Origin of the sequence: Alcanivorax sp. (genome assembly GCF_002733835.1) — a bacterium.
Taxonomy (GTDB): Bacteria; Pseudomonadota; Gammaproteobacteria; order Pseudomonadales; family Alcanivoracaceae; genus Alcanivorax.
Window position 1 is genome coordinate 97,827 of record NZ_NVWY01000003.1, and the last position, 13,110, is coordinate 110,936.

The 13,110-nt window shown below is 59.4% G+C and carries 13 protein-coding genes; 5 read left to right on the forward strand and 8 right to left on the reverse strand.

The genetic code is table 11. The features are described 5' to 3' along the window. Positions 1 to 54 precede the first annotated feature (54 nt). Together trxA and rho are read left to right on the forward strand one after the other, a co-directional pair. On the forward strand, positions 55 to 381 hold the full coding sequence (gene trxA, locus COA55_RS02700; RefSeq protein ID WP_290500515.1) for a thioredoxin TrxA: 327 nt from the start codon (positions 55 to 57) through the stop codon (positions 379 to 381). A 285-nt stretch (positions 382 to 666) separates the two neighbouring features. Further along, positions 667 to 1,926, forward strand: coding sequence for a transcription termination factor Rho (gene rho, locus COA55_RS02705; protein WP_290500516.1), 1,260 nt, complete (start codon positions 667 to 669; stop codon positions 1,924 to 1,926). Between the two features lie 118 nt (positions 1,927 to 2,044). Here the strand turns inward: rho and COA55_RS02710 are convergent, their stop codons facing one another. The 4 genes from COA55_RS02710 to COA55_RS02725 form a co-directional block, all read right to left on the reverse strand. After that, a complete protein-coding gene (locus COA55_RS02710; protein WP_290500517.1) occupies positions 2,045 to 2,554 on the reverse strand; it encodes a dihydrofolate reductase in 510 nt (169 codons plus the stop codon). Positions 2,555 to 2,627: 73 nt separating this feature from the next. Beyond that, positions 2,628 to 3,461 carry a thymidylate synthase gene (locus COA55_RS02715; RefSeq protein ID WP_290500518.1) on the reverse strand — a complete coding sequence of 278 codons (834 nt, stop codon included), beginning with the start codon at positions 3,459 to 3,461 and terminating at the stop codon, positions 2,628 to 2,630. Then, positions 3,458 to 4,255: a prolipoprotein diacylglyceryl transferase gene (gene lgt / locus COA55_RS02720; RefSeq protein ID WP_290500519.1), complete on the reverse strand. Its 798-nt coding sequence runs from the start codon at positions 4,253 to 4,255 to the stop codon at positions 3,458 to 3,460. Before lgt ends, COA55_RS02715 begins: the two co-directional genes overlap by 4 nt. A gap of 6 nt (positions 4,256 to 4,261) precedes the next feature. After that, positions 4,262 to 5,065, reverse strand: coding sequence for a sulfite exporter TauE/SafE family protein (locus COA55_RS02725; RefSeq protein WP_156501356.1), 804 nt, complete (start codon positions 5,063 to 5,065; stop codon positions 4,262 to 4,264). A gap of 169 nt (positions 5,066 to 5,234) precedes the next feature. Here COA55_RS02725 and COA55_RS02730 point away from each other — a divergent pair, with 169 nt between their 5' ends. Beyond that, complete coding sequence (locus COA55_RS02730; protein WP_063521231.1) at positions 5,235 to 6,008, forward strand: NRDE family protein; 774 nt, start codon at positions 5,235 to 5,237, stop codon at positions 6,006 to 6,008. A 42-nt stretch (positions 6,009 to 6,050) separates the two neighbouring features. Here COA55_RS02730 and COA55_RS02735 read toward each other — a convergent pair whose 3' ends face one another. From COA55_RS02735 to COA55_RS02745, 3 genes are read right to left on the reverse strand one after another with little or no spacing between them, the layout of a single operon-like run. Continuing rightward, positions 6,051 to 7,484: a M20/M25/M40 family metallo-hydrolase gene (locus tag COA55_RS02735; RefSeq protein ID WP_290500520.1), complete on the reverse strand. Its 1,434-nt coding sequence runs from the start codon at positions 7,482 to 7,484 to the stop codon at positions 6,051 to 6,053. Positions 7,485 to 7,529: 45 nt separating this feature from the next. Continuing rightward, entirely contained in the window at positions 7,530 to 9,803 is a 2,274-nt protein-coding gene (ptsP, locus tag COA55_RS02740) for a phosphoenolpyruvate--protein phosphotransferase (RefSeq protein WP_290500521.1), read from the reverse strand. Continuing rightward, entirely contained in the window at positions 9,796 to 10,341 is a 546-nt protein-coding gene (locus tag COA55_RS02745) for an RNA pyrophosphohydrolase (RefSeq protein WP_363969335.1), read from the reverse strand. The genes ptsP and COA55_RS02745 overlap by 8 nt, the downstream gene beginning before the upstream one ends. A 201-nt stretch (positions 10,342 to 10,542) precedes the next feature. On the opposite strand from COA55_RS02745, the gene COA55_RS02750 reads away from it, so the two are divergent. Both COA55_RS02750 and COA55_RS02755 read left to right on the forward strand, forming a co-directional pair. Then, a complete protein-coding gene (locus COA55_RS02750; RefSeq protein WP_063520173.1) occupies positions 10,543 to 11,196 on the forward strand; it encodes an HAD family hydrolase in 654 nt (217 codons plus the stop codon). A gap of 12 nt (positions 11,197 to 11,208) precedes the next feature. After that, positions 11,209 to 12,180, forward strand: coding sequence for an imelysin family protein (locus tag COA55_RS02755; RefSeq protein WP_290500524.1), 972 nt, complete (start codon positions 11,209 to 11,211; stop codon positions 12,178 to 12,180). Positions 12,181 to 12,336: 156 nt separating this feature from the next. Here COA55_RS02755 and COA55_RS02760 read toward each other — a convergent pair whose 3' ends face one another. Then, entirely contained in the window at positions 12,337 to 12,936 is a 600-nt protein-coding gene (locus tag COA55_RS02760; RefSeq protein ID WP_063520171.1) for a hypothetical protein, read from the reverse strand. Positions 12,937 to 13,110: the final 174 nt, after the last annotated feature.

Consider the following 13,110-nt stretch of genomic DNA (forward strand, 5'->3'; position numbering starts at 1 on the left):
AGGCCTGTTGGCAACCGTCCCGGGTCTCTGAAACCTTTATATCAGGAGAATTCAATGAGCGGCGAGATTATCAACGTGACCGACGCGGACTTCGAAGCCCAGGTCATCAACGCAGACGGCCCCGTGCTGGTCGATTACTGGGCTCCGTGGTGTGGCCCCTGCAAAATGGTCGCGCCGATCCTTGAGCAACTGGCCGGCGAGTACGGTGACAAGCTGACCATTGCCAAAATCAACATTGATGACAACCCGGAAACGCCCAAGAAGTACGGTGTGCGTGGCATCCCCACCCTGACCATATTCAAGAACGGCAACGTGGAAGCCACCAAAGTGGGCGCTCTGTCCAAGAGCCAGCTGACCGCATTCCTGGACAGCACCCTCTAAGAAAGCCGACACGCCCCAACCCTCCCCCTCAGGGGAGGGTTTTCCTGCTTGCAGCGTGTTACATGTTGCGTGTTGCATGCGGGTCCCCACAGTGATAGATTCCAGAACCAGCTTTAATAAAGCACCCCCTTTAGTTAGTCCTCGGAACCTCTGGTTACCTATTTTCCTTATGGCCCTCTTTTGGCTTGCCGGGCCAGATTCCGAATAAACCGGATTATCAAAACAACTGCAGCACCGCGGTGGTGCATCCTCTCAATTCATCCAAAGACACCAAATTAGACGCCAATGAATCTTTCTGAACTGAAGCAGAAGCCGATTGGAGAACTTCTGGACATTGCCAAGGAACTCGGCCTCGAGAACCTGGCAAGAACCCGCAAACAAGACGTTATCTTTTCCATCCTCAAGCGCGCCGCCAAGAATGGCTCCGACATTTACGGCGATGGTGTGCTGGAAATTCTGCAGGATGGTTTCGGTTTCCTTCGTTCCGCTGAAGGCTCTTACCTGGCCGGCCCGGACGACATCTACGTCTCTCCCAGCCAGATCCGTCGCTTCAACCTGCGTACCGGTGACACTATCGCCGGGAAAATCCGGCCCCCCAAGGATGGCGAGCGCTACTTCGCCATGCTCAAGGTCAACGAAATCAACTTTGACCGCCCGGAAAACGCCAAGAACAAGATCCTGTTCGAGAACCTGACCCCGCTATTCCCGACCCAGCGGCTGGTCATGGAGATCGGTAACGGCTCCACCGAAGACATCACCACCCGGGTGATTGATCTGGTAGCCCCCATCGGCAAAGGGCAGCGCGGCCTCATCGTCGCCCCGCCGAAAGCCGGTAAGACCATGCTCCTGCAGAACATCGCCCAGTCCATCGCCCGCAACAATCCCGAAACCCACATGATCGTACTGCTCATCGACGAGCGCCCGGAAGAAGTGACAGAAATGTCACGGACGGTGCGCGGTGAAGTGGTGGCGTCCACCTTCGACGAGCCACCGGCCCGTCACGTGCAGGTGGCCGAGATGGTGATCGAAAAAGCCAAGCGGCTGGTGGAGCACAAACAGGACGTGGTGATTCTGCTGGATTCCATCACCCGTCTGGCCCGTGCCTACAACACCGTACAGCCCAGCTCCGGCAAGGTGCTCACCGGTGGTGTTGACGCCCACGCCCTGGAAAAACCCAAGCGTTTCTTCGGCGCCGCGCGGAATATCGAGGAAGGCGGCAGCCTGACCATCCTCGCCACCGCCCTGGTCGACACCGGCTCCAAGATGGACGAAGTGATCTACGAGGAATTCAAAGGCACCGGCAACATGGAACTGCACCTGGACCGCAAGGTAGCAGAGAAGCGCGTATTCCCGGCCATGAATATCCGCAAATCCGGCACCCGTCGTGAAGAGCGCCTGGTGAGTGAAGACGAGCTGCAAAAGATGTGGATTCTGCGCAAGGTCCTGCACCCCATGGACGAGATCGGCGCCATGGAATTCCTCATCGACCGCATGAAGCAGACCAAGACCAACCTGGAATTCTTCGATTCCATGAAGCGCAAGTAAGCAAGAGACGCTTCACGCTGCCTGCTTCAGGCAACACGCAAAAACCCCGCTTCGGCGGGGTTTTGTCGTTTGAGAGTGGGAGAACCCTGGTGAGGGTCGCTTCGCAGCAAGCGCGCCGCTATTTTCGCTCGTAGACCACGAAGGAATAATCGTAAGGGTTCGGCCCTTGCGCGGCGAAATCTTCACGGCCGATTTCTTGCCACTCGGAGGCCTCGTACTCAGGGAAAAATGTATCCCCGTCTACCTCGGCATGCACTTCGGTGAGGTAGAGTCGCTGGGTCTGCGGTAACGCCAATGCATAGATTTCGGCCCCCCCCATGATCACCGCTTCTTCCTGCCCTTCGATGAATGCCACATTCTCCGCCATGGTGATGGCGTCCTCCACGGTGGCCACCACCTTGGCGCCCTCGGCCTGATAATCCGGCTGGCGGGTAATCACGATATTGGTGCGCCCGGGCAGCGGCCCCCTTAGTGACTCCCAGGTCTTGCGGCCCATGATCACCGGCTTGCCGAACGTAACCTGCTTGAAGTACTTGAGGTCATTGGGCAAATACCAGGGCAGCTTGTTATCCCGGCCGATGACATTATTGCTGGCCTTGGCGACCATCATGGAAAGTCGAATGGGCATTTAAACCTCGCAGCAGGCAACACGCTTCATGCATCACGCGTGCTGGCGTGTTGCGTGAAGCGTGAGGCGTCTCTTAAATCGCCACCGGCGCCTTGATGTGCGCGGCGGGTTCGTAATTGCTGACGGTGAAATCGTCAAAGGTGAACGCGAACAGATCCTTCACCGCCGGGTTCAGCGTCATTGTCGGCAGCGGACCGGGAGTGCGGGCCAGCTGGGTGTCGGCCTGCTCCAGATGATTGGAGTACAGGTGCGCATCGCCCAGGGTATGCACGAAATCGCCCGGCTGCAGATCACACACCTGCGCCATCATCAGCGTCAGCAGGGCATAGGAGGCAATATTGAACGGCACCCCCAGAAAGATATCGCCGCTGCGCTGATACAGCTGACAGCTGAGCTTGCCGTCGGCCACATAGAACTGAAACAGGCAGTGGCACGGCGGCAGCGCCTGCTTGCCCGCCGCCGCATTGGCATCCGGCGAGATGGACGGGTCCGGCAATACCGCCGGGTTCCAGGCGCTGACCACCAGGCGCCGGGAGTCCGGGTTGCGCTTGATTTCCTCCAGCACCTCGCTGATCTGGTCAATCACCCCGCCGTCCGGGGTTTTCCAGCTACGCCACTGCTCACCATACACCGGGCCCAGCTCGCCCTCAGGGGTCGCCCAGCCATCCCAGATGGATACCCCGTTTTCTTTCAGGTAACGGATATTGGTTTCACCGGACAGGAACCACAGCAGCTCATGAATAATCGAGCGCAGGTGCAGCTTCTTGGTGGTGAGCATGGGAAAACCCTGGCTCAGGTCGTAGCGCATCTGATAGCCAAACACCGCATAGGTGCCGGTACCGGTACGGTCTTGCTTGTAGGTGCCGTTCTCGCGGACGTGACGAAGCAGATCAAGATATTGCTTCATGACTTCACTCCTCGCTCATCGTTTCGATACGCCCAAACCAGCATGGCAATACCAAGAATAATCATCGGAATGCTCAGCAACATGCCCATGGTCAACCAGCCGCCAGCCAGATAACCAATGTGGGCGTCCGGCTCCCGGAAGAATTCCACAAAGGTGCGCGCGCAGCCATAACCGATACCGAACAGGGCGGTCACCGCCCCCGCCGGGCGAGGCTTGGCCGAATAGATCCACAACACCAGAAACAGCACCACACCCTCCAGCAGCATTTCGTAAAGCTGGGAAGGATGCCGTGCGATCTGCAGTGGGTCGGTGGGGAACACCATGGCCCAGGGGGCATCACTGGCGCGGCCCCACAGCTCGGCATTCATGAAATTGCCAAAGCGCCCGGTGGCCAGCCCGATGGGCACCATGGGCACCATGAAGTCCGCCACCTGAAAATACCGTTTGCCGGTTTTGCGGGCGAACAGCCAGAAGGCCACCAGCACCCCGATGGCGCCACCATGAAAACTCATGCCCCCGGTCCACACCGCAAACAGCCACAGCGGGTCGGCCAGGAACTTGTCGAAATTATAGAAGAACACGTAGCCCAGCCGGCCACCGACGATCACGCCCATGGCACCGTAAAACACCAGATCGCCCACCTGATCCCTGGTCCAGCCGGACCCCGGTTGCTTCGCCCGGTACATGCCCAGCAACCAGGCGGCGGCGAAGCCGAACATATACATCAGGCCGTACCAATGCACTTTCAGGGGGCCGATGGCGAATGCCACCGGATCGATCTGCGGGAATTCCATAGGTTGTTATCCAAAAGCCAGTTTGAGGCCAAGCACAAAAAGCACCAGAGCGAAGACCTTCTTCAAGGTGGCGGACGGCAGCCGGTGGCTGAGCCGCGCACTCAGGCGCGCAAACGGGAAGCTGGTGAGCACTATACCGGCTGTGGCGGGCAAAAACACATAGCCCAGGGCGCCATCGGGCAGGTGCTGCTCATTCCAGCCAGCCACCGCAAACCCCAGCGTGCCGGCAATGGCAATGGGCAGCCCGCAGGCGGAGGAAATAGCCACCGCCTCCTGCATTTTCAATCGACACCAACTCAGAAACGGCACCGTCAACGAGCCGCCGCCGATACCGAAAATGGCGGAACCGGTCCCAATCAGTAACCCGGCCAGGCCCAGCCCCGGCGCCCCGGGCACCCGTTGCGGCAGGCTTTCATCCACCGTTTTACGCCCCACCAGCAACATCTGCAGGGCAATCAGCATGGCAAACAGACCGAACAGACGGGTCAACAGTTCCCCTTTCATGGCATCGGCAATGAATGCCCCGGCGAAGGCACCCAGCACAATGCCTGCCCCCAAACGTAATGCCACCGGCCAGCGCACGAAGCCGGCTTTATGGTGGGTGCGCACGGCACTGATGGAGGTAATGATGATGGTACTCAAGGACGTGGCCACCGCCATTTTGGCGACCAGTTCGTCAGGAAACCCCAGGCCGTGAAACAGGAAAATCAGGGCCGGCACGATGACCACGCCACCGCCCAGGCCCAGCGCCCCAGCCAGCAGGCCAGCGCCCACCCCCACGCCCAGACAGATCAAAAACAGTTCCAGCACAGCCTCTCCAACACAACTCGTGGCAAGGCAGGTATGCTAGCACGGTGGAACGCTGAACGCCGGGCGCTCGAGGCCCGATGCTGAAATCCGTCAGGGACCCAACCGTTGAAACAACAACCCAGCCGCGTTGCTGGCGTCAGGCGTGCGAGAGACAAAAGAAGGAAACCCCATGTGCATTGTTCTGCTCGACTGGCAGCCTGAATCAAACACACCATTAAAAGTCGCCGCCAATCGGGATGAGTTTCATGCGCGGCCGGCGGAAGCGGCGCGCTGGCGCGGGGATATCTTCTGCGGGCTGGACCGAACCGCCGGCGGCACCTGGCTGGGCATCCACCGTAATGGCCGCTTTGCCGTGGTCACCAATTACCGCGAGCCGATCACCGACCGCCAGCCCGGCGAACGCTCCCGGGGCCTGCTGCCTTTCGCTTTTCTGGAAGGGCAGCAAAGCCCGGAACAGTTCAGCCACACCCTCGCAGAAGAGCAGCATCACTACGGCGCCTTCAACCTGCTGGTGGGCACGGTAAGCGCAGACAGCACCCGCGACAGCCTCTGGTATCTGGGCAACCGTGGCGCGGCGCCGCAGGCGGTCCAGCCCGGGATTCACGGCCTCAGCAATGGCCTGCTGGACGATCCCTGGCCCAAGGTGGAGCGGGCCAAACAGAACCTGGCCGACGCCATCGCCGCGGGCGGAAATCTGCAGCAGCTGTTGCAGGTGGTTAACGATCATTATCAGCCCAGCGACAGCGAACTGCCTGACACCGGCGTCGGGGTGGAGCTTGAGCGGCTGGTGGCGCCCGTCTTTATCCAGTCGGAAACCTACGGCACCCGCGCCAGCAGCGCCGTAATTCTGGACCGTGAACAGGGGCCGCAAATGCTGGAACAGGTGTGGCAACCGGACGGCCACGCCGCTGGCAATCCGAATCACAGTTTCAGCAACGCTTAGCCACTGTCATTGTTGCCGGCCGGTCCTGAAACCGGCCTGCCCTTACTCCGCGCCCAACATCACCCCGGCATAAAAGCTCACCATTCGCGGATACTGTGCTCTGGACAGGCGCTCGTTGTGGCCATGGAAGCGTGGCAAGTCATCCTGGTTCAGGGCAACCGGCATAAAGCGGAAAATCTGATCGGACACGGCCTGGTAATGGCGCGCATCCGTGCCGGCGATCAACAGAAAAGGCGCCACCACCGGTTGCTCCGGCAAAGACCGGGCGAGGCCCGCCAGACGCTCAAAGGCGGGTGAAGGAATATCGCTGGTCGCTGACGGTTCAGACAGAAAGGTGTCCTGGGGCGTCACGGTGATCGAATCCGGCAACTGCTGTTCCAGATAAGCCAACAAGGATTCCCGGCTTTCCCCTGGCGCCAGGCGAAAATTGATGGTCGCTTCGGCAGTGGCGGGAAGCACATTATCCTTGACCCCGGCACGCAACAGCGTCGGCGACATGGTGGTGCGAACCAGGGCATTGGTTTCCGGTTTGCCGGAGAGTTGTTTGACGATCAAGGGCTCAAACAACCATAGATTGGCAAACACCATTCGCTTGGCAAACGGCTGGTACGGCGCTACCTGCTGCAGCATTTTGCGGGTAGGTTCGCTCAACCCGGCAGGGCGAGGATTATCCTGCAAGGTGGCAATCGCCCTGGCCAGATCCCCCACTGCGGTTTTCGCAGGCGGACGGGACGAATGACCCGGTTCGGCGTGGGCCTGTAGCGTCACCGTCATGTAGCCTTTCTCGGCAATGCCGATCAGCGCCACAGGTTGCTCAATGCCCAGGGTGCTGCCGGGCAACATCATGCCGCCTTCATCCAGCACCAGGCCGAAGCGCAGGTCCTGCTCTGTCATCCAGTCCGCCATGCGGCTGGCGCCTTCACTGCCACCGGTTTCTTCATCGTGACCAAACGCCAGCCACACATCACAGGCCGGTGCACGGTCGTCCGCCAACAAGGCTTCGGTGGCTTCCAGGATCGCCATCAGGCTGCCCTTGTCATCCATGGCACCACGGCCCCAGACAAACTGTGAATCCACCACACCGGCGAAAGGCGGATGCTCCCAGGCGTCCGGTGATGACACCGGCACCACATCCTGATGGGCCAACAGCAACGTCGGCGCGCAGTCTTTTCCGCTATCCCAGTGATAGAGCAGGCTATGGCCGAACGTTTTCAGGGTGAGTCTTGCATGGGTCAGGGGAAAAGACTCACGCAGAAAGTCATGAAGACCATCAAAGGCTTGCGGCTGATCCGGCAAGGTAGCAAATCGCAGGGCACGGGAGAGACGTGCGGTCATCTCGGATTCGTTCAATCCAGATTCAAAAACCGGCAGCGGGATAACCGTTTCGTTGGGCTCTTTTACTTTCAAGGTGTTGAACAACAGCACCGCCAGCAATACAAGTAACGCCACCACGATCAACAAGAACGCGCGCTTCATGACTCTCTCCCGGTTTATTGTTTTAACGCCGACACTCTCGGTGTATCAGGACAACACCTTGCGATTTCGCAACAAATCGCCCAGCCCGGCCTTGGTGAGCTGCAAGTCCACGTAAGAGGCAATCACCTCACCGTTATCCATGGCCAGTACTTCATTGAGAAGGCGGCGGACAAAGCTGATATTCACCTGACGAATAGCGGCTTTTACCTTCAACAGGTTGGACGCATTCATGGAGAGCACGTCCACGCCCATGGCCATCAATAACAGGGCCGCACTGGGCTCCCCTGCCATCTCCCCGCAGACCGACACAGGCGTATCTTCTTCGCGGGCCTGCTCCACCACATGCAGCAGGGCATGCAGTACCGCAGGGTGGTAGGAATTATAAAGCGCCGCCACCTGGCGGTTGTTGCGGTCCACCGCCAGCAGGTATTGCGTCAGATCGTTGGTCCCTACAGAAAGAAAGTCTACCCGCTGGGCCAGGGCGCGGGCCTGATACACCGAAGCCGGCACTTCGATCATCACTCCCACCGGCGGCATGGGCACATCCAGCCCTTCATCGCGCACTTCCAGCCAGGCACGGTGGATCAGATGCTGGGCCTCTTCTGCTTCGATCACACTGGTGATCATGGGCAGCATGATGCGTAGATTGTTCAGCCCTTCACTGGCCTTGATCATGGCGCGCACCTGCACCATGAAAATTTCCGGGTGGTCCAGGGTGACACGGATACCCCGCCAGCCCAGGAAAGGGTTTTCTTCCTCTATGGGGAAGTAACTCAGGGATTTATCACCACCGATATCCAGGGTGCGCATGGTCACCGAATGCGGGGCAAACGCCGCCAGCTGCTCGCGATAAATCACCCGCTGCTCGTCTTCCGACGGGAACCGGTCGCGCACCATGAACGGAATCTCCGTGCGGTACAGCCCCACCCCTTCGGCCCCCCGTTCCAGTGACCGGTTGATATCGGTCATCAGACCGGTATTCACCTGCAACTTGATCCGCGAGCCGTCCAGGGTTTGCGCCGGTTCGTCACGCAGCTTTTCCAGCCCGGCCTGAAGGCTCTCTTCCTCGGCAATGATTCCTTGGAACTGTTGCTTGAGCTCCGGGGAGGCATTGGCCACCACCCGGCCACGGAAACCATCGACGATGATTTCCTTGTCATCCATTTGTTTGAGCGGCAGATTCTGCGCCCCCACCACGGTGGGGATACCCATGGCACGGGCCACAATGGCCATGTGCGAATTCCGTGACCCGCGTGTGGTAACAATGCCGCGCACCCGTTCACGGGGTACTTCCATCAGCATGGGCGCAGAAATATCTTCGCCGAGCAGAATGCACTCGTCCGGAAAAATCACATGGCGCCGGGTCTGGCTCTGCAGCTGAGCCAGCACCCGGCGGCCCAGGTCACGCACATCCGCCGCCCGTTCACGCAGGTAGGGGTCATCCATCATTTCGAAATTACGCACATGGGCATCAACCACCGTGCGCAAGGCGCCCTGGGCCCACTGCCCTTCGCGGATCTGGGCAATCACTTCCGCCGGCAGGGCGTGGCGATCCAGCATGCGCAGATAGACATCAAACAACGCTTGCTCTTCAGCCCCCAGCGAGCGAGAGGCCCGCTCGGCCAAATCACGGATCTCTTGACGCACGCGCACCAGCGCATCGTCCAGCCGGGAAATTTCATCGCTCACATCAGCAACGACCCGATCCGGCACGGAAGCCAGGTCCGCCTCCGGAAACAGCAACACGCCATGGCCAATAGCCGCCCCGGGGCAACCGGGCAGGCCGTCATAGAAACTGGGCAGATCGGCGCCCCCGCCCAACTGATCGAACAGCACCCCTGACGCGTGGGCGTGGGCAATCACCGCCGACAACTGGGCGGAGATCGTCACCAGAAAGGCTTCTTCGCTCTGGTCGAAACGGCGAACATCGCGCTGCTGGACCACCATGATCCCCAGCACCTTGCCGTGATGCATCACCGGCACACCCAGGAAAGCATGGAAGGCATCCTCCCCGGTTTCCGCCAGATAATGGAATTTGGGGTGAGTAAAAGCGTCTTCCAGGTTGATCGGTTCTTCACGCAGACCCACCTGCCCCACCAGCCCTTCAGACAAGCCCAGACTCACCTTGCCCACCGCTTCCTGCTTCAACCCTTCCGAGGCCATCAGCACATAACGCTGCTCTTCCTCGTCGCGCAGGTAGATGGAGCACACTTCCGTGCCCATGGCATCGCGTACCCGCTTGGCCATCAAATCCAGCGCGCTGGGGATGTCCGCCGCGCTGTTCACTTCCTGAACAATACGCCGCAGGGTCTCAAGCATCGGACGAGTCTCCAGAGGTAGACGGGTTCGGGGAACGCCCGCCTGGCGTCCCTTTCTTCAGGGCCGGAGCCAGTTCACGCAAGGCACGGGCATAGACCCCGCGCTTGAAATGCACCACCTTGCGAATCGGATACCAGTAGTTGACCCAGCGCCAGTCCTTGAACTCCGGACTATCGCTGGCGAACAGGTCGATGGCCTGCTCCTCCGCCGTCAGCTGCAGCAAAAACCACTTCTGCCGCTGGCCAATACAATGCGGACGATTACGGGGCCGGCGCAGAAACCGGCGCGGCAAACGATAGGTCAGCCAGCCTTCAGTACTGGCAATAATCTCCACATGTTCCGGCAACAACCCCACTTCTTCTTCCAGCTCACGAAACAGCGTCTCTTCCGGGGACTCCCCGGGCATCATGCCACCTTGGGGAAATTGCCAGGCGTCACGGTTGCCCACCCGGCGACCCCAGAAAACCCGGCCATCCTGGCCGGCAATAATGATCCCGACATTCAGCCGAAACCCTTTGTCATCAATAATGCCTGTCATGTTGTCTCTTCGAATCCACGCGCAATCGTGGACTCTGGCTCCTTGTCAGCCCATTAAACCTTGCCGGGCAACCTGCGATCAATGCACAACCGTGCAACAAACGCACCAAAACAAACGCAGGGAGCCCCGGACTCAATGAATCCGCCGGTATGACTTGTCATCGGCTTCGCATAAAATGACCCCTTCATTTAAGGAGAGGCCATGACACTCGCGATTTTCGACCTGGACAACACCCTGATCGGCTGCGATTCCGACCACCTGTGGGGAGACTGGCTGGTAGAGAAAGGCATTGTTGACCAGCAGCTCTACAAGGAAACCAACGACCAGTTCTACGTGGATTACCAGAATGGCCGTCTGGATATCATGGCTTACCTGCGTTTTTCCCTGAAAGTGCTGGCCGACAACGATATGGCCCAGCTGCATTTCTGGCGTGAACAGTTTCTCGCCGAAAAGCTCGACAGCATGTGGCTTCCCAAGGCCGAAACCCTGCTGCAGAAACACCGCGACCAGGGCCACACCCTGATGATCATCACCGCCACCAATGACTTCGTGACCGCCCCACTGGCGGACCGGCTGGGTGTGGACCACCTGATTGCCACCGTCGCAGAGTGCCGCCGCGAGCGCTATACCGGCAACGTGGCCGGCACCCCCAGCTACCGCGAAGGCAAGGTGGAGCGGCTGGCGGAATGGCTGAACGCCAACGATGAAACCCTGGAGAACAGCTGGTTCTATAGCGACTCCCATAACGACCTGCCGCTGCTGCGCAAGGTCGACAACCCGGTGGCCGTGGACCCGGACAGCGCCCTTGAGCGCGAAGCCCGGGAACAGGGCTGGCCCGTGATCAGCCTGCGCTAACCGGAATTGTTTATGCGTTTTCTCTTTATGGCATTACTGGCCAGCCTGTTGCTGGCCTGCGACAAAAACACCAGTGACGACGCCGGGTCTGCACCTCGACCAGTCAGTGACGGCGCCCTGACAGAGATTCCCGCTGCACAGTGGCAACAACAGGCTGACGAGCGTTTCACGACCACTGCAACAGCCTGGCAACAGACACTAACCCGGTTCGAGCAAAGCCCGAACGAGGAAAACCTGACCGCACTGCGCGACGCCCTGGCGCAGTGGTACCAGAGCTTTGCCAGCCAGTATCTGTTGCTGGCCAGCCGTGCCTGCCAGCAGGACGGGAGCGCTAACCGGCAGGCGACCCTGGCCCGGCTGGACAGCTGGCCGCTATACCCCGGCTATCTGGATGCCCTGCCCGAGTGGCCGGAATCCGGGCTGATCAGTGATCCCTATCTGGAGCTGACCCGCCAGAACCTGCGCCGCCAACACGGCGCCACCGACCCGGCGGAAGCCAGCCTCGGTTTTGCCGCCCTGAGCGTGGTACTCAACGGCACCACCGAAAGCCCCAAAGCGCTGGCAGCGTTCACCGGTGAAGAAGGCATTCCCGCCCGGCGGCGCCAGTACCTGAAACTGGCCGGCGAACAACTGCTGGCCGACCATCAGCAGCTGTTGCTGAACCGCCCCCTGAACGGGCTGGCACTGCAATGCGGCCTGATGCAGACCCTGGCGCACTGGCAACAACTGCACGACCTGACCAGCGAACAGGAAGACGGGCTGCTGGTCCCCGCTCTCAGCCTCGCCGTTAATGAAACCGCGTTGCTCGATGCAGTGCAGGCCATGGATCCCGCTGTTATAGCCCGCTGGGACCAGATCAACCCGGGCATCGCCGGCTCAATCAAGCAAAGCGAAGAGAAAGGCTGGGCCCCGATTAAAGCCTGGCTTACCACAGTCAGCATCACCCGCCAGATGCCTGACGCCGGCAAGGGCAGCCCGAATTAAGGCGTAATTCGACATTATTCGGCTGAAGATCTTGCGCGGGTAACATCGCCCCAAGAAGGCGGGCGAGCCGGGCCATACGGTAAACACAAAAAAGCCCCGCCGGGCTCTCACCCGGCGGGGCTTTTACCTTCCAGACAGACTGTCCGGGAACGGAGCTTAGAAGTTGTAGCGGCCGAACACGCCATAGGTGTCACGATCGCCACCAACAATGACGCGTGCACCCAGGTCAACCGCCTGGCTTACCTTGAACAGGCCCTGGCCGTAAACGCCCAGGTCATCATCATAGAGATCCTGATACGCCAGACCACCGGACAGTTCCAGCTTGTCGGTAGTGGCATGACGCACACCACCACGCACTTCGAAACCGATCTCATCGTCGTTGTTGCCCGGATCATAATCACGATCATCATAAATAATGTCGGCGCTGGTCACGAAGTCCAGACCACGCTGCAACGGAGTGTGGAAGCCCACACCACCAGAAATCTGGCTACCGTCGAGATCACCATTGCGACCATAGTCGCCATCAAAGAAACCCAGGCTACCACGCAGGAACAAGTGCTCATCCAGCGCGAAGGAGCCTTCCGCACTCAGCGCGTCCACGTCCACATCGTTATCCAGGTCCCAGCGATCATAGGCCAACTGGCCGTAGCTGTAGGAAAAACCGTTATCACGGACGGCGGAAGTTTGTTGCGCCGCCATGGCCGGGGCAGAAACTGCCAGAGCAATACCTGACACAAGCAATGTTTTCTTAAACATAAATCGTCCTCACTGATATCGAAAAATTCGGCATCCAAGATGGCCACACTATGTGGTCTTATTGAGCGGTTTGCGTTGTTATGGTTCCGCCTTTATGACGTTTTTATAAAAATTTTCAATGTAACCAGCAATTTATAGCATGTCGTTGACCTTGGGGTTACCCACAGGTTCACA